The organism is Pulveribacter sp. (genome assembly GCF_032079985.1).
Classification (GTDB): domain Bacteria; phylum Pseudomonadota; class Gammaproteobacteria; order Burkholderiales; family Burkholderiaceae_C; genus Melaminivora.
In genome coordinates this window covers 115,979-132,431 of record NZ_DAMATK010000005.1, presented here as the reverse complement: position 1 = coordinate 132,431, position 16,453 = coordinate 115,979, and the positions used below count along the sequence as shown (strand labels likewise).

General features: G+C 70.1%; 17 protein-coding genes. 9 read left to right on the top strand and 8 right to left on the bottom strand.

What is annotated here, in order from left to right; translation table 11 throughout:
• Window positions 1–89 precede the first annotated feature (89 nt).
• Window positions 90–1,661 (top strand): DHA2 family efflux MFS transporter permease subunit, encoded by a 1,572-nt coding sequence (locus tag RT282_RS14340; RefSeq protein WP_313315275.1) that lies wholly within the window; start codon window positions 90–92, stop codon window positions 1,659–1,661.
• Window positions 1,662–1,717: 56 nt separating this feature from the next.
• Here the strand turns inward: RT282_RS14340 and RT282_RS14335 are convergent, their stop codons facing one another.
• Window positions 1,718–2,413 (bottom strand): dienelactone hydrolase family protein, encoded by a 696-nt coding sequence (locus RT282_RS14335; protein WP_313315272.1) that lies wholly within the window; start codon window positions 2,411–2,413, stop codon window positions 1,718–1,720.
• Window positions 2,414–2,482: 69 nt separating this feature from the next.
• Here RT282_RS14335 and RT282_RS14330 point away from each other — a divergent pair, with 69 nt between their 5' ends.
• Window positions 2,483–3,229 carry an SDR family oxidoreductase gene (locus RT282_RS14330; protein ID WP_313315269.1) on the top strand — a complete coding sequence of 249 codons (747 nt, stop codon included), beginning with the start codon at window positions 2,483–2,485 and terminating at the stop codon, window positions 3,227–3,229.
• A gap of 8 nt (window positions 3,230–3,237) precedes the next feature.
• Here RT282_RS14330 and RT282_RS14325 read toward each other — a convergent pair whose 3' ends face one another.
• The 7 genes from RT282_RS14325 to RT282_RS14295 all read right to left on the bottom strand — a co-directional run bounded on the left by RT282_RS14325 (window position 3,238) and on the right by RT282_RS14295 (window position 8,773).
• Window positions 3,238–3,741: a hemerythrin domain-containing protein gene (locus tag RT282_RS14325; RefSeq protein WP_313315266.1), complete on the bottom strand. Its 504-nt coding sequence runs from the start codon at window positions 3,739–3,741 to the stop codon at window positions 3,238–3,240.
• A gap of 164 nt (window positions 3,742–3,905) precedes the next feature.
• Window positions 3,906–4,484 (bottom strand): hypothetical protein, encoded by a 579-nt coding sequence (locus RT282_RS14320; protein ID WP_313315263.1) that lies wholly within the window; start codon window positions 4,482–4,484, stop codon window positions 3,906–3,908.
• 55 nt (window positions 4,485–4,539) lie between these two features.
• Entirely contained in the window at window positions 4,540–4,755 is a 216-nt protein-coding gene (locus tag RT282_RS14315) for a CsbD family protein (protein ID WP_312306570.1), read from the bottom strand.
• Between the two features lie 255 nt (window positions 4,756–5,010).
• Complete coding sequence (locus RT282_RS14310; protein ID WP_409519494.1) at window positions 5,011–5,694, bottom strand: ABC-type transport auxiliary lipoprotein family protein; 684 nt, start codon at window positions 5,692–5,694, stop codon at window positions 5,011–5,013.
• Between the two features lie 11 nt (window positions 5,695–5,705).
• Window positions 5,706–6,686, bottom strand: a complete 981-nt coding sequence (locus RT282_RS14305) for an MlaD family protein (protein ID WP_313315257.1) — start codon at window positions 6,684–6,686, stop codon at window positions 5,706–5,708.
• A complete protein-coding gene (locus RT282_RS14300) occupies window positions 6,686–7,483 on the bottom strand; it encodes an ATP-binding cassette domain-containing protein (RefSeq protein ID WP_313315254.1) in 798 nt (265 codons plus the stop codon). The genes RT282_RS14305 and RT282_RS14300 overlap by 1 nt, the downstream gene beginning before the upstream one ends.
• A 177-nt stretch (window positions 7,484–7,660) precedes the next feature.
• A complete protein-coding gene (locus tag RT282_RS14295) occupies window positions 7,661–8,773 on the bottom strand; it encodes an ABC transporter permease (protein WP_313315251.1) in 1,113 nt (370 codons plus the stop codon).
• Between the two features lie 206 nt (window positions 8,774–8,979).
• Between RT282_RS14295 and RT282_RS14290 the strand changes: the two genes are divergently transcribed.
• From RT282_RS14290 to RT282_RS14260, 7 genes are all read left to right on the top strand, one after another.
• The gene (locus RT282_RS14290; RefSeq protein ID WP_313315248.1) at window positions 8,980–10,656 is read left to right on the top strand and encodes a GMC family oxidoreductase N-terminal domain-containing protein; all 1,677 of its coding nucleotides are present in this window, start codon (window positions 8,980–8,982) and stop codon (window positions 10,654–10,656) included.
• Between the two features lie 297 nt (window positions 10,657–10,953).
• Window positions 10,954–11,712 carry a sulfite exporter TauE/SafE family protein gene (locus RT282_RS14285; RefSeq protein ID WP_313315245.1) on the top strand — a complete coding sequence of 253 codons (759 nt, stop codon included), beginning with the start codon at window positions 10,954–10,956 and terminating at the stop codon, window positions 11,710–11,712.
• 18 nt (window positions 11,713–11,730) lie between these two features.
• A complete protein-coding gene (gene rocF / locus RT282_RS14280) occupies window positions 11,731–12,642 on the top strand; it encodes an arginase (RefSeq protein WP_313315242.1) in 912 nt (303 codons plus the stop codon).
• Between the two features lie 226 nt (window positions 12,643–12,868).
• Window positions 12,869–13,636, top strand: a complete 768-nt coding sequence (locus RT282_RS14275) for an ABC transporter substrate-binding protein (RefSeq protein ID WP_312305546.1) — start codon at window positions 12,869–12,871, stop codon at window positions 13,634–13,636.
• 69 nt (window positions 13,637–13,705) lie between these two features.
• The gene (locus tag RT282_RS14270) at window positions 13,706–14,488 is read left to right on the top strand and encodes an amino acid ABC transporter permease (RefSeq protein WP_312305549.1); all 783 of its coding nucleotides are present in this window, start codon (window positions 13,706–13,708) and stop codon (window positions 14,486–14,488) included.
• Window positions 14,489–14,644: 156 nt separating this feature from the next.
• A complete protein-coding gene (locus tag RT282_RS14265) occupies window positions 14,645–15,394 on the top strand; it encodes an amino acid ABC transporter ATP-binding protein (RefSeq protein WP_312305551.1) in 750 nt (249 codons plus the stop codon).
• A gap of 153 nt (window positions 15,395–15,547) precedes the next feature.
• Window positions 15,548–16,441, top strand: coding sequence for a DMT family transporter (locus RT282_RS14260; protein ID WP_313315236.1), 894 nt, complete (start codon window positions 15,548–15,550; stop codon window positions 16,439–16,441).
• Window positions 16,442–16,453: the final 12 nt, after the last annotated feature.

The window sequence follows — 16,453 nt, the reverse complement described above, 5'->3', positions numbered from 1 at the left end:
CTGGTGGACCGGCGAAGCCGGATCCACGGCGTCCGCTGGCCTGGGGCGCGACCTGCCGGCCCCCTCTCTCCCGCTGCTGACCTGACACCATGACCGCTCCTGCACGCAACCCTTCCCTGCCGCTGCCGCCGCTGACCGGCAGCGCCCGCACCTGGGGCACGCTGGCGCTGTCGGCGGCGACCTTCATGAACGTGCTGGACACGTCGATTGCCAACGTGTCGCTGCCGGCCATCGCCGGCGACCTGGGCGTCAGCCCCACGCAGGGCACCTGGGTCATTACCAGCTTCGCCGTGGCCAACGCCATCGCCGTGCCGCTCACCGGCTGGCTGTCGCAGCGCTTCGGGCAGGTGCGGCTGTTCGTGGCCAGCGTGACCCTGTTCGTCATCGCCTCGCTCTTGTGCGGCCTGGCGCCGAACATGACGCTGCTCATCGCCGCGCGGGCGCTGCAGGGCTTCGTGGCCGGGCCGATGATTCCGCTGTCGCAGTCGCTTTTGCTGTCCAGCTACCCGCGCGCGCTGGCCGGCCTGGCCATGGCGCTGTGGTCCATGACGACGCTGATCGCGCCGGTGATGGGGCCGCTCCTGGGCGGCTGGATCACCGACAACATGAGCTGGCCGTGGATCTTCTACATCAACGTCCCGGTGGGCATCGCCGCGGTGTTCGTCACCTGGGCCATCTTCCACAAGCGCGAAAGCGAGCGGCGCCAGCTCCCCATCGACTCCATCGGCCTGGCGCTGCTGGTCATCTGGGTGGGCGCCATGCAGCTGGTGCTGGACATCGGCAAGGAGCACGACTGGTTCGCCTCGCCGCTGGTGGTCTCCTGCGCCCTGGTGGCGGTGGTGGGCTTCCTGGCCTTCCTGATCTGGGAGCGCGGCGAGGAGCACCCGGTGGTGGACCTGACGCTGTTCAAAAACCGCAACTTCTGGGCCGGCGCGCTGGCCACGTCGGTGGGCTACGGCCTGTTCTTCGGCAACGTGGTGCTGCTGCCGCTGTGGCTGCAGCAGTACATGGGCTACACGGCCACGCAGGCCGGCGAGATCATGGCGCCCGTGGGCCTGCTGGCCATGGTGCTGTCGCCCATGGTGGGCAAGACCATCGGCCGGGTCGACCCGCGCCGCTACGCCACCTTCGCCTTCGTGGTGTTCGCCATCGTGCTGTGGATGCGCTCGCGCTTTTCCACCCAGGCGGACTTCGCCACCATCATGGTGCCGACCATCATTCAGGGCATCTCGATGGCGTTCTTCTTCATCCCGCTGGTGACCATCACGCTGTCGGAGATCGAACCCTCGCGCATCCCCGCTGCCTCGGGCCTGTCCAACTTCATGCGTATCACGGCCGGCGCCATCGGCACGTCGGTCACCACCACGCTGTGGGAGCGACGCGCCACGCTGCACCACGCGCAGCTGACCGAGAACCTGCTGCCCGCCAGCCCCGGCTTCGAGCAAGCCATGGCCGTGCTGCGCGCCGCCGGCATGAGCGACATGCAGGCGCTGGCGCAGATCGAGCGCATGACCACGCAGCAGGCCTTCATGCTGGCGGCCAACGACATCTTCTATGCCTCGGCCGTGCTGTTCATGGTGCTGATCCCGCTGGTCTGGCTGGCGCACGCGCCGCGCCCGCACGCGGGGGGCGCGGCGGATGCGGCGGCCGGCGCGCACTGACACCGGTCGCTATGCAAACAATAGCTGCCTGCGCTTGATTGGCGGGCACTAGAGGCCTATTTGGCTTGCAAGTGCTGGTCCAGGAAGTCCAGCGTGCGCGTCCATGCCTGCTGGGCGGCGGCCGCGTCGTAGCTGCCGCGCTGGTCGCAGTGAAAGCCGTGGTCGGCGTCGTACAGGTGCACCTGCGCCTCGGGGTGGGCAGCGGCGAATTCCTGCACGCTTTTCACGCTGATGAAGTGGTCGCGCCGGCCGAAGTGCGCCAGCACCGGCACGCGCGGCGTGCGCGCCGCCTCGGCCTGGGCGGTCATGCCGCCACCGTAGTAGGGCACGGCGGCCGACAGGCCGCGCAGTTCGCAGGCCGCGCGCCAGGCCAGCAGCCCGCCCCAGCAAAAGCCGACGATGCCCACCCGGCCGCCGCTGTCGGCGGCCGCCTGGTCGATGGCGGCCTGGATGTCGGCCAGCACGCCGGGCGCCGGCAGGGCCTCCACGGCCGCCTTCAGCTGCTTGCCGCGCTGCATGTCGGCGTCGCCGTAGCCCAGCTCCACGCCCTTTTCCACGCGGGCGAAGGCCGAAGGCGCCAGCGCCAGGTAGCCGCGCTCGGCGAAGCGCTGCGCCACGTCGCGAATGTGGCTGTTGACGCCGAAGATCTCCTGCAGCACCACCACCGCGCCGTGGGGCGTGCCTTGCGGGTCGACCTGCCACGCGGGCAGGTTGAAGCCGTCGCTGCTGGTGAGTTCTATCCACTGACCCATGCTGCCGTCCTTTCCTTGCTGCAAACTCAACCGATGACCAGCCATTCTTGCAGCAAGGACACACACGCCATGGACAGGATCGTTCTCATCACCGGCGCCAGCCGGGGCATTGGCGCGGCCACGGCGCTGCTGGCCGCCGAACGCGGCTGGGCCGTGGCCGTGAACTACGCGCGCGATGCGGCCGCCGCCCAGGCCGTGGTGCAGCGCATCGAGGCCCTGGGCGGGCGCGCCATCGCCGTGCAGGCCGACGTGGCCGACGAGCGGCAGGTGCTGGCCCTGTTCGCGGCGGTGGACGCGCAGCTCGGGCGCCTGACGGCCCTGGTGAACAACGCCGGCGTGGTGGACCGCCCGGCGCGTCTGGCCGACATGGACGGCGAGCGCCTGCGCCGCATGTTCGACATCAACGTGCTGGGCAGCCTGTACTGCGCCCGCGAGGCGGTGCGCCGCATGAGCACGCAGCGCGGCGGGCGGGGCGGCAGCATCGTCAACGTCTCCAGCCGGGCGGCGCGCCTGGGCGCGGCGGGCCAGTACGTGGACTACGCCGCGGCCAAGGGCGCCATCGACACGCTGACGCTGGGGCTGGCGCGCGAGACGGCGGCCGAGGGCATCCGCGTGAACGCCGTGCGCCCGGGCCTGATCGACACCGAGATCCACGCCAGCGGCGGCCTGCCCGACCGCGTGCGTGACCTGGCGTCGCAGGTACCCATGGGCCGCGGCGGCACGGCCCAGGAGGTGGCCGAGGCCATCGTGTGGCTGATGTCGGACGCCTCGCCCTACACCACGGCCAGCCTGCTGGACATCGCCGGCGGGCGCTGAGCACGCCCTCAGGCGGCCGCGGCGGCGGCCTCGGGCGTCTCGCTGCTGCTGCAGGCCCCGCCGCAGCCGTGGATGGGCTCGGCCGGCAGCGCCTCCGGCGCGTGCACGGTGCCCGTGGCCGGATCGAACCCCACGCGGCGCAGGTGCTGCGCCAGGGCCGCGTCCATGGCCTGGGTGTGCTGGGGGAACCAGACGGCCAGCTCGGCCGCCATGGCGCGCGGCACGGCCAGGTCGCCCGCGGCGGCCTGGGCAGCGCCCTCGCGCATGATCTGCAGCACGGTGCGGTGCTGCAGCGTGTGGCAGTTGCCGGCGGTAAAGCGCGTGGCCGCCATCCAGGCGTCTTCCCGCGCGAAGTGGTCGGCCGTGTGGGCCACCAGTGTGTCCCAGGCGGCGGGCAGCGCCTCGTCGCCCGCCTGCTGCACGGCCTGCAGCAAGGCGACGAATTCCTCGTGGGTGGCGTCCATCAGGGGCTGGTCCAGCGCCAGCTCCGCGGACCATTGCAGTGCGGCCATCGCGCGTGCCTTTCTCTCTCGTGTGTTTGCGGTCGGTCGAAGGCAGGCGAGCTTAAAAGCGGCACGCGACCGGCACCTTGACGCAGGTCAGGGCGGCGCGCGCATGAAAAAAGCCCCGCTGGCGGCCAGCGGGGCTTGTCAATGCAGTTGCCTTAACTGTTTTTTTACTGCGCGTAGGTGCGCTTGGCGTCGGCCACGCACTTGTCCTTGGCGTCACCGCTCATGCTGTCGCAGCGCTCCTTGGCGGCCTTGTAGTCGGCTTCGCGCTTTTCCTCGGCTGCGTCCTTCTTGGCCTCAGCTACATCCGCCTGCTTGGCGGTGGTGTTGGCGGCGGGCTTGGCCTGGGTGCGGGCCACCTTGGCGTTTTCCTTGGCCTTCACGTGGGCCGCCTTGGCGTCCTTCACGCAGACGTCCTTGGCGTTGCCCGACAGGTCGTCGCACTTTTCCTTGGCCACTTCGTAATCCGCGTCGGCACGGGCTTCGTGCACCTTGTAGGTGTTCTTGTCGCTGGGCTTGTACTGGGCTTCCAGCTCGGCCTTGGCGACCTTCTCGTTGCCCTTGGCCTCCTTCTCGCAGACGTCCTTGGCGTTGTCCTTGAGGGTGTCGCACTGGGCCTTGGCAGCCTTGTAGTCGGCTTCGATGCGGTCCTTGGCGGCGCTGTGCTCTTCCTTGGTCATGGCCATGCCGGAGGTGGCCAGCATGCCGGCGACGGCCAGGGCCATCAGGTTGCGCAGATGTTTCATGGTTGCTCCTGTTCGGGTGTGTTGTGCAAGAAGGTGGAAGTGCGCTTGGGCGCCTTCAATCCCAGCGGAAGTCGGGGTTGGCGCGCTCCCAGTTGCGCAGCTGGTCCTCGGCGGCGTCGCGGGCCAGGCCCTGGCGCTCTTGCAGCTTGCCCAGCATCTGGTCGCGCTTGCCGGCGATCACGTCCAGGTCGTCGTCGGTCAGCTTGCCCCACTGCTCCTTGACCTTGCCGGTGAATTGCTTCCAGTTGCCCTTGATACGGTCTTCGTTCATGGCTGCTCTCCTTCTTCGCTGTGTCGAAATCGAATGGTTGTGTGAATCGCCGCCAGGCCTTGCCGGCTGCGATGGAGGCAAATTTATGAAAAGCAGCGCCCGGGCACCGTCGGCGCAGGCGGCGGCCGAGCGTCAGCCCAGCGCCTGCAACCTCTGTAGGCCGCGCGGCAACCTCCGGCCACACCACCGCCCAAAGAAAAAAGGGACGTGCACTGCACGTCCCAAATTGGTGAAGGGCGAACAGGGGCGACGCCGTCAGCGGCCCAGCTCCTGCATCCACGCGGCCAGCTCGGTCGCTGCCTGGTGGGCGGCCTCGGCCAGCGCGGCGGCGCCGCCGGGGGCGTCACTCGTGGCGGCAGGGCGCTGCACCGTGAACACGCGCTGCGCCACCAGCGTTTCGCCGGCGGCACTGGCATCGGCCACCACGGCGCGCAGGCGCACCAGGCCGGCGCTTTGCTGCGGCGCGCTGAAGACGTGGCTGAACTCCTCCAGCTGCACGCGCAGCACGGTGGGCATGCGCTTGCCCTTGAGCAGCATGGCCAGGCCGTCGTCGCCCGAGAGCACGGCGCGGCGCTGGCCCAGCTGCTCGCGCAGCGCCTGCTGCATCAGCAGGGCCGGCGGCTGGCTCCAGCGCGCCTGCGAATAGGGCTGCAGCTGCTGGGCATTGGCATAGGCCAGGCGGTACAGCAGGGCCGAGCTGGCCTCGGGCAGGCCGACCATCTCCACGTCGGCCAGGGCCACGGGCGGCTGCGCGTCCGGCTCCGCCAGGGCCACCTGGCCCGCGCCCGGGCCGGGCCCGAAGTCGTACACGGCGGCGCGGGTGGGCGGCTTGGGCAGCACGGAGCAGCCCGTGGCGACCAGCGCCATTGCAAGGCCAAAAACGGCTCCAGCCCTTGCCAGACAAGCGCTGACAGCTATGGTTTTCGTATTTTTTTGCATGTCCTTGCTCCTCAGTGGGGGCCGGGCTCGGGCGGCGTGAAGCCGGGCTCGCCGGGCCCCGCGGCGGCGGTGCCGCTGCCGTAGATCAGCGACTGCGGGTTGTCGCTGATGCCTGAGGCGGTGCGGCCCAGGCGGCGCGCGGCGCGAGCGGTTTCGTCGGCAGCGTTGTTCAGGCGCGGCAGCGTGACGCGGCCGAAGCGGTCGGCGGCGTCGGCCAGCGAACGCGAGCCGGTGGCGATGTCGTCCAGCGGCCCGCCCGGTGCACCGAGGCGGCGCACGGTGCCGGCCACGTCGTCGGCGGCGCGCCCGGCGCTGTCGCCGGCCTGGCGCAGCGCGGCCAGGGTCTGGCGTGCGTCCGCGGCGACCTGCGGCACGCTGGCCAGGGCCGGGTCGAGCCGGGTGTCCACGGTCTGCTGCATGCGTCGGGCCAGCGCGTCCACGCTGCCGGCGGCGTTGCCCATCTGCTCCAAAGCGGTGGCAAAGCGCTGCTGGTTGTCATCGCTCAGCACGTCGTTGACGCGCTGCGTCACCTCCTGGATCTGCCCCAGGATGGCCGGGCCCTGCTCGGCCAGCTGGCTCAGGGGCGAGCTCTTCAAGGGCAGCCGCGGCAGGCCGCTGGGGCCCGGCGGCGGCGGGGGGAGCGGGCGGCTGGCGTCGTCGAGCTGGATGTGGGCCAGGCCAGTCACGCCCTGGTAGCCCAGCGTGGCGAAGGTGGTGTCGCTGATGGGCGCGCTGCCGTCGACGGCCAGGCGGATCAGCACGTTGCCGCTGACCTGCGGATCGAAGCCGATGCGCGTGACCTTGCCCACGGCCACGCCCTTGTAGCGCACCGAGGCCTGGGGCTGCAGGCCGCTCACGCTGTCCTTGCTGGACAGCTCGTAGTAGCGGTAGGCGGTCTGGTCGCGCGTCAGCCACAGCGCCAGGCCGGCCAGCAGCGCGGCCACCAGCAGCACGAAGGCGCCGGCGGCCAGGGCATGGGACTTGTTTTCCATCAGGCTTCCTTGGGACGCTCGGCCGCCGGCTGCGCCATGGCGCGCCGGCCGCGTTCGCCGAGAAAAAAGTGGTCGATGAAGGGGTGCTCAAAGCGCGCCACCTCCTGCGGCGTGCCGCTGACGATGACGCGCCGCTCGGCCAGCACGGCGACGCGGGTGGACAGGGCGTAGAGCGTATCCAGGTCGTGGGTGACCATGATCACCGTCAGGCCGAGGGCGGCGTGCAGCTCGCGCAGCAGGTCGCAGAACTCGTCGGAGCTGCTCGGGTCCAACCCCGCCGTGGGCTCGTCCAGCAGCAACAGCGGCGGGTCCATGATGAGGGCGCGCGCCAGCGCCGCGCGTTTGATCATGCCGCCCGACAGGTCGGCCGGCATGCGCGTGGCGTGCTCGGCCTTCAGGCCCACCATGCGCAGCTTGACCAGGGCCGCGTCGACGATGACGTCGTCGGGCAGCGTGCCCAGCTCGCGCAGCGCGAAGGCCACGTTGTCCAGCACGTTGAAGGCCGAGAACAGCGCCCCGTGCTGGAACAGCATGCCCACGCGGGCGCTGGCGCCCTCGCCGCCCAGCCGCGTGGCCGGCTGGCCCAGCACCGTGACGCTGCCGCGCGTGGGCACGGTCAGGCCCAGGATGTGCCGCAGCAGCACCGTCTTGCCCGTGCCCGAGCCGCCCACCAGCGACAGGATCTCGCCGCGGCGCACGGTCAGGTCCAGGTTGTCGTGCACGGTGAAGGCGTCCCGGCCCTTGCCGAAGACGGTGGCCACGCCGCGCGCCTCGACCACGGGCGGTGCGTCAGCCATGGGCGCCCTCCCGGCTTTGCGGCATAGCCCAGGCGGCCGGGCCGCGGCGCGCGCCGCGCCAGCGGCCAGCGCGCAAGGGCCGCCCCGCCGCGCTGCTGGCGTCCCCCTTCCCGGGGCGCGCAGCGCACCGAGAGAAGGGAGAAGGCGCGCGGCGCCTCAGGGGGATGTGCCGCATTTTTAAAATCCCACGTTCTTGAACGCCACGGCGAACACGGCGTCCACGATGATGACCATGGTGATGGCGCTGACCACCGAGGCCGTCGTGCCCTGGCCCAGGCTCTGCGTATTGGGCTCCACGCGCAGGCCCCAGTGGCATCCGATGAGGGCGATGAACACGCCGAACACCACCGACTTGGCGCAGGCCAGCCACAGGTTGGCCACGTCCACCGCCGAGGGCAGCGCCTGAGCGAAGTAGGCCGGCGAGATGCCCATGGCCAGGTCGGCCGCCAGCATGCCGCCCAGCAGCGCGGCCAGCGTGGTCCACAGCGCGATCAGCGGCATGGCCAGGCCCAGCGCCAGCGCCCGCGGCATGACCAGGCGAAAACCGTGCGGGATGCCCATGACGCGCATGGCGTCCAGCTCCTCGGTCACGCGCATCACGCCGATCTGCGCCGTGATGGCCGAGCCCGAGCGCCCGGCCACCAGGATGGCCCCCAGCATGGGCCCCAGCTCGCGGATCAGCGAGATGCCCAGGATGTTGACGATGAAGGTCTCGGCGCCGAACTGGCGCAGCTGCAGGCTCATCAGGTAGGCCAGCACCACGCCGATCAGAAAGCCCACCAGCGCCGTGATGGGCAGCGCCGTGGCGCCCATGCGGTACAGATGGCCGGAGATGTCGCGCCACGGTCCACGCGCGGGGTGGCGCACAAGGCGCAGCAGGTCCAGCACCAGCTGGCCGATCAGCTGCACCAGGTGTGTGAGGTGGTCCAGCGCGTGCAGCACCTGCGCGCCCAGCCCGTCCAGCAGTCCGGCCAGCGTGGCGCGCTGGCGCGGCGGGCGCGCGGCGGTGAATTCCTGCACGCGCTCCAGCATGTCGCGGTGGGCCTGGCCCACGGCGATGTCCTGCGGCCAGCGCTGGCCCCACTGGTCCCACAGCAGCTGCGCGCCGATGTGGTCCAGCCGCTGCAGGCCCGACAGGTCCCAGGCCTGCTGCCCGCCAGCACCGCGCAGCTGGGCGGCGATGCGGCGCCAGGCGCGCCGGTCGGCAAAGGCGGCCGCCACCCAGTCGCCGCGCACAAGCACGCGCTCGGCGCCCTCGCGCTGCAGGGTGGGCAAAGTCAGGCCGGACATGGGGCGCCAGTTTTGCACATTCCGCCGACAGACTCGCCCGGGCGTGAAAAAACATACAAATCGCCCTGCAGGGCGCACGCCTAAAGCGCCAGCAGCTACTTAAACCATAGCGCCAAGTGCTTTCCCTCTCGACACCTGCGCCTGGCCTCGGACAATGGCGCGAGCACCTGTCAGCGCGGTCTTACGCCCGCACCTCCCTCCTCCCCATGAGCGAAAACACCTTCGACTACATCATCATCGGCGCCGGCACTGCGGGCAGCCTGCTGGCCAACCGCCTGAGCGCCGACCGCGGCAAGCGCGTGCTGCTGCTGGAGGCCGGCCGCAAGGACGACTACCACTGGATCCACGTGCCTGTGGGCTACCTGTACTGCATCGGCAACCCGCGCACCGACTGGCTGTACCAGACCGAACCCGATGCCGGCCTGAACGGGCGCACCCTGCGCTATCCGCGTGGCAAGACGCTGGGCGGCTGCAGCAGCATCAACGGCATGATCTACATGCGCGGCCAGGCGCGCGACTACGCCCACTGGGCCGAGGTGACGGGCGACGACGCCTGGCAGTGGGACAACGTGCTGCAGGCCTTTCGCCGCCACGAAGACCACTGGCGCCTGGACCAGCCCGGCGCCGCCAGCGAGGCGTTCAAGCGCCTGCACGGCAGCAAGAGCACCGGCAGCAGCGGCGAATGGCGCGTGGAAAAGCAGCGCCTGCGCTGGGACATCCTGGACGCTTTTGCCCAGGCCGCGCAGCAGGCCGGCATTCCCGCCACCGAGGACTTCAACGGCGGCGACAACGAGGGCGTGGGCTATTTCGAGGTCAACCAGAAGGCCGGCTGGCGCTGGAACACCGCCAAGGCCTTTCTGCGCCCAACCTGCTACGGCCGGCCCAATTTCGAGTTGTGGACGCACGCCCAGGCCACGCGGCTGCTGGTGGAGCGTGGCGCGGACGGCGCACCGCGCTGCACCGGCGTGCAGGTCTGGACCGGCACCGAGATGGCCATGGCCCATGCCACCCAGGAGGTGATCCTGTGCGCGGGCGCCGTCAACTCGCCCCAGCTGCTGCAGCTGTCGGGCATCGGCCCGGGGGCGCTGCTGCAGCAGCACGGCATCGAGGTGGTGCACGATCTGCCCGGCGTGGGCGCCAATCTGCAGGACCACCTGCAGATCCGCGCCGTGTACAAGGTGCAGGGCGTGCCCACGCTGAACCAGCTGGCCGGCTCCCTGCTGGGCAAGGCGCGCATCGGGCTGGAATACGCCCTGCGCCGCACCGGCCCCATGAGCATGGCGCCCTCGCAGCTGGGTGCGTTCACGCGCAGCAGCCCGGACCAGCCGCACGCCAACCTGCAGTTCCACGTGCAGCCGCTGTCGCTGGACGCGTTCGGCGAGCCGCTGCACACCTTTCCGGCGTTCACGGCCAGCGTGTGTAACCTCAACCCCACCAGCCGCGGCTCGGTGCGCATCAAGAGCCCGCGCTTCGAGGACGCGCCGGCCATCGCGCCCAACTACCTCTCGACGCCCGAAGACCGCCAGGTGGCCGCCGACAGCCTGCGCGTGGTGCGCCGCATCGCCTCGCAGCCGGCGCTGGCGCGCTACGCGCCCGAGGAATACAAGCCCGGCCCGCAGTACCAGAGCGACGAGGAGCTGGCCCGCCTGGCCGGCGACATCGCCACCACCATCTTCCACCCCGTGGGCACCACGCGCATGGGGCGGGATGATGATCCGATGGCGGTGCTGGACTCGCAGCTGCGCGTGCGCGGCATGCAGGGTCTGCGCGTGGTGGACGCCGGCGCCATGCCGACCATCACCAGCGGCAACACCAACAGCCCCACGCTGATGATGGCCGAGATGGCTGCACAGTGGATCCGCCGCGGCAGGCCGCAGGCCTGAGTGGGCGTCCGGGAAATTCCCGATGCCGCCAGCCGGTCCCGGCGGCTACAGTCCTGCCACTCGATGCGCGCCTCGGCACGCCAAGCGAGGGGCCGAGGAGACAAACCGCCATTGCACAACAACACCAATATTCATTGAGGCGCCCACACGAGGCGCCCTTCTTTTGAAAAGCACCTGCAAGCCAGGTGCTTTTTTTATTTCCGCGCCCCAATGCAAGGCAAAACCGGCCCGAGCCCGCGCCCCAGAAGCGCCGGCAGCTAGCAATATGGGAGCGGCCGCGGTGCGACAATCGCGCCCATGGAATGGCTCATCGTCTCGCTGGCCTCGCTGCTGGCCGGTTTCGTGGACGCAATCGTGGGCGGTGGCGGCCTGATCCTGCTGCCCGCCCTGTTCGCCACCTTCCCCACCACCGCCCCCGCCACGCTCATGGGCACCAACAAGAGCGCGGCCATCTGGGGCACGGGCATCGCCACCTGGCAGTACAGCCGCCGCGTGCGCATGCGCTGGCAGGCCATGCTGCCGGCCGCGGCCGCCGGCTTTGTGGGGGCCTTTGGCGGGGCCTGGGTGGTGACGCTGATCTCCGCCGACGTTCTGCGCAAGCTGCTGCCGCTGGTGCTGGTGGCACTCTTGATCTACACCCTGGCGCGCAAGGACCTGGGCCGCACGCACGCACCGCGCCTGGGCGAGCGCGCCGAGATGTGGGCCGCCTGCGCCATCGGCCTGGCCATCGGCTTTTACGACGGCTTCTTCGGACCGGGCACGGGCAGCTTCTTCGTGTTCCTGTTCGTGCGCGTGCTGGGCTACGATTTTCTGAACGCCTCGGTCTCGGCCAAGCTGCTCAACCTGGCGACCAACGTGGCCGCGCTGATCCTGTTTGCCGCCAAGGGCCATGTATGGTGGCACTTCGCGCTGCCACTGGCCGTGGCCAACGTGGTGGGCAGCGTGCTGGGCGCGCACCTGGCGCTGCGCCACGGCGCGGGCTTCGTGCGCGGCATCTTCATCGTCGTGGTGGGCGCGCTGATCCTCAAGACCGGCTACGACGCCTTCCTGCGCTAGCAAGGAGCAATGACGCCTATGACCACCGTGAGCCTGATCGGCGCCCCCACCGACGTAGGCGCCAGCGTGCTGGGCGCCAGCATGGGGCCGGACGCCCTGCGCATCGCGGGCATCGCGCGCGCCCTGCGCGGGCTGGGCCTAGACGTGGAGGACGCCGGCAACCTGCACGGCCCCGGCAACCCGCAGGCCGCGCCGCAGGACGGCTTTCGCCACCTGCAGGAGGCCGTGCACTGGAACCGCGCCGTGTTCGAGGCCGCGGCCGCCGCGCTGGCGCAGGGCCGGCTGCCGCTGCTGATGGGCGGCGACCACTGCCTGGCGATCGGCTCCATCAGCGCCGCGGCGGCGCACTGCCGCGCGCAGGCCAGGCGGCTGAAGGTGCTGTGGTTCGACGCGCACGCCGACGCCAACACGCCCGAGACCTCGCCCAGCGGCAACATCCACGGCATGCCCGTAGCCTGCCTGCTGGGGCACGGCCCGCGCGCGCTGTCGCAGCTGGCCGGGGGCACGGCCCTGAGGTCCGGCGAGATCACGCTGGTGGGCGTGCGCAGCGTGGACGCGGTGGAAAAGCGCTTCGTCGCCGAGCACGGCATCGAGGTCTTCGACATGCGCACCATCGACGAGCTGGGCATGCGCGCCGTGATGCAGGCAGCGCTGGCCGGCGTGGACCGGGACACGCACCTGCACGTGAGCTTCGACATGGACGCCATGGACCCGTCCGTCGCCCCCGGTGTGGGCACCGACGTGCGCGGCGGCCTGACCTACCGTGAGACGCAGCTGTGCATGGAGATGCTGGCTGACTGCGGGCAGCTGGCCTCTGCCGATTTGGTGGAACTGAACCCGGCACTGGACGTGCGCAACCAGACGGCCGAGCTGGCGGTGGACCTGCTGGAGAGCCTGTTCGGCAAATCCACCCTGATGCGCCCGCGCTGAGCCGCGAAAATCCGCACGGTTGTGCTTTTTCTGCCAAAAACCGCGCCGATGCACGGGTTTGCGGCAATGCAGCGAGGCAAAAGCGCGTCCCTATAATGCCCTGCCCCGTCACGCCAGCCCCCTTGTTTGAGCCGGGTTTCATCGGCACGGGCGCCTACCGTGTCCGGCTTGTGATCCGCAACGCCGGACTTTTTTTGCACCTGAACCACCCCTTGCAGGAACACCCATGAAGATGCTCAAGACCCTGGCCGCCGCTGCCGCGATCGCGCTGTGCGCCTCTGCCGCCGTGCAGGCACGCCCGCTGGCCGAGATCGAGAAGAGCGGCACCATCGTCCTCGGCTCCGAAGGCCAGTACGCGCCCTTCAACTTCTTCAAGGGCAAGCAGCTGACCGGCTACGAGATCGAGGTCGCCGAGGCCGTGGTCAAGAAGATGGGCCTCAAGTACGAGTGGAAGACCGTCGGCTTCGACGCCCTGCTGACCGGCCTGGCGCAGGACCGCTGGGACCTGGTCATCGCCTCGCACGGCATCACCGAGGAGCGCGCCAAGGCCGCCACCTTCACCGATCCGCACTACTGCTCGGGCGGCATCATCGTGTCCCTGAAGCCCGAGATCCGCACCGCAGCCGACCTGGCCGGCAAGACGGTGGCGGTGCAGACCGGCACCTCCTACCTGCAGCACGTCAAGGAAGTGCCCGGCGTGAAGGAGGTGAAGAACTTCCCCACCGACGAGGCCGCGCGCAGCGCCCTGGCCTCCAAGCGCGTGGACGCCTGGGTGACCGACCGCTTCGTGGCCAAGGAAATGCTGGCCAAGGCTCCCAAGGCCGGCTTCAAGACCGGCGACATGCTGTTCGTCGAGAAGATCGCCGCGGCCGTGGCCAAGGGCAACCAGTCGCTGGCCGATGCCTGGAACAAGGCCTTCAAGGAAGTGGTCGCCGACGGCACCGTGGGCAAGATCTCGCAGAAGTACTTCCAGGAAGACGTGACCTGCAAGTAAGCCTTTTTCGACCCTTTTGGCACGCGCCGGGCCCCTCGCGCCCGGCGCGTGCATTTTGCTGATCCCACAATGCTTGTCGCTCTTTGGCCCTCGCGCTGGAGCCGATCCCAGCGCAGCAACGCGACGCTGGTGGCGGCGCTGGTGCTGATGGCGCTGGTCCTGTCGCTGCTCGGCTGGCTGCTGTCTTTCTTCCCCGAGCCCATCGGCTCCAACGCCGCGCTGTTCGCCGAAGGCGCCATCACTACGCTGGAGCTGACCCTGGTGGCCGGCGTCGCCGGCCTGATCCTGGGCACGGCGGCGGCGCTGGCGCGCACCTCCCGCCTGGCCTGGCTGCGCTGGATCGCCAGCCTGTACATCTGGGCCATCCGCGGCACGCCGCTGCTGGTGCAGATTTTGTTCGTGTACTTCGCGCTGCCGGTGCTGGTGCCGTGGCTGAACCTGCCCGACTTCGCCGCCGCCTGCGTGGCCCTGGGGCTGAACGTGGGCGCCTACAACGCCGAGGCCATCCGCGCCGGCCTGCTGGCCGTGCCGCGCGGGCAGACCGAAGCTGCGCGCGCGCTGGGCCTGCCGCGCACGCATGTGTTTTTGGACGTGGTCTTCCCGCAGGCCTTCAAGATCGCACTGCCGCCGCTGGTGAGCAACTTCGTGGCGCTGCTGAAGGACTCGTCGCTGGCCTACGCCATCGGCGTGGTGGAGCTGACCAACGTGGGCAACCGCATCCAGTCGGCCACCTTCCAGCCCGTGGCCACGCTGACCACGGTGGCCATCACCTACCTGATATTGACTACTCTGGTCACCCAGGTCACGCACGGCATCGAGCACCGCTTCGACGTGGAAGGCCGAGTCAAGTGAACAACCCCCTGAGCCGCTGCGCGGCTTCCCCCTTCTCTGGCGCGTGCTTCGCACGCTGGGAAGGGGGACGGCGCCACTGGACCGGCGAAGCCGGATCCACGGCGCCTGCTGGCCTGGCGCGCGCCTGTATCAACCATTGGGTTGGCTATGCCTGCCATGACTGAGAATTCCGCAACTCCGTACATCGTCTGCAAGGACGTGCGCAAGGCCTTCGGCAGCCATGAGGTGCTGAAGGGCGTGTCCACGCAGTTCTACACCGGGCAGGTGACGACCATCATCGGTGCCTCGGGCTCGGGCAAGAGCACGCTGCTGCGCGCCATCAACCGCCTGGAGCCGCACGACAGCGGCAGCATCACCATCGGTGGCGTGGAGGTCACCGACGAGCCGCGCACGCTGCAGCAGCAGCGCTGCGAGGTGGGCATGGTGTTCCAGCAGTTCAACCTGTTCGGCCACCTCACGGTGCTGGACAACCTGACGCTGGCGCCGCGGCGCATCCACCGCACGGCGCGCAGCCAGGCCAATGAGCAGGCCATGCAGCTTTTGAAGCGCGTGGGCATGCAGGACCACGCGCACAAGTACCCCTGGCAGCTGTCGGGCGGACAGCAGCAGCGCGTGGCGATCGCCCGGGCGCTGGCCATGCAGCCGAAGGTCATGCTGTTCGACGAGCCCACCAGCGCCCTCGACCCGGAGATGGTGCAGGAGGTGCTGGACGTGATGCGCGAGCTGGCGCGCGGCGGCATGACCATGATCGTGGTGACGCACGAGATGGGCTTTGCCCGAGAGGTGGCGGACCGCGTGATGTTCTTCGACCAGGGCTGCATCGCCCACGACGCGCCGCCGGCGGAGTTCTTCGCCCACCCGGCCAGCGAGCGCATCCGCTCCTTCCTGCGGCGCATGAGCGCCTGAGGTGCGCCGGCGCCGCCACAGGCGCTGCAGCTCCTCAAACCATAGCTGCTCCCGCTTGACTGACGCTGCTTCGGGCTTCAAAACCCTTTGAAAGCCGCACCTACCAAGCGCAAGCAGCTCCTTTTTTGATAGTCAACACAACCAAGTCACGCCATGCGCCATGAACGCCAGGGCCTGGCCGCGCTGCTCCTCGTGGTGGCCGTCTGGGGCACCACCTTTCCCGCGATGAAGCTGCTGTCCGCTCATCTCGATGCGCTGCAGATCATCTGGGCCCGCTTTGCCATCGCCCTGCTGGTGCTGGCCCCCGCCTGGCGCGGCCTGCGGGCGGACGAGCGGCGCTGGGGCCTGTTGCTGGGCACGCTGCTGTTCGCCGCCTTCTGGCTGCAGATCGAGGGGCTGGCGCGCACCAGCAGCAACCGCAACGCCTTCGTCACCGGGCTGAACGTGCTGGTGGTGCCGCTGCTGGCCATGGCCGTGCTGGGGCGGCGCTACGGGCTGGCGCTGTGGGGCGCCTGCGCCATGGCGCTGGCCGGCATGGTGCTGATGTTCCATGAGGACGAGCCCTGGAACCTGGGCGACTCGCTGACCCTGGCCAGCACGCTGTTCTACGCCGTCTACATCCTGGTGCTGGAGGAATGCGCCCGCCGCACTGCCGCGCGGCCGCTGCGCGCCACGCGCCTGGCAGCCGTGCAGGCGCTGCTGATGTGCGCCGCCGCCAGCGCCCTGGTGCTGCTGCGCCACGGCGGCGCGGACAGCACGCTGCAGGCCCTGGCCACGCTGCCGGCGGATGCGCTGGCCGCGCTGGTCTACCTGGGCGTGGTGGCCAGCGTGCTGGTGGTCACCCTGCAGGCCTGGGGCCAGCAGCGCGTGGACGCCATGCGCAGCGCCATCGTCTTCGGGCTGGAGCCGGTGTTCGCCGCCGCCACGGCGTGGGTGCTGATCGGCGAGACGCTGGGCCTCGCCGGCCTGGCGGGGGCGGCGCTGATCGTCGCCGCGCTCATCGTCAGCCAGTTGCAGCCACCGCGCGCCGGCGCCGCGCCGGCCTGACGCGCCGCGCCC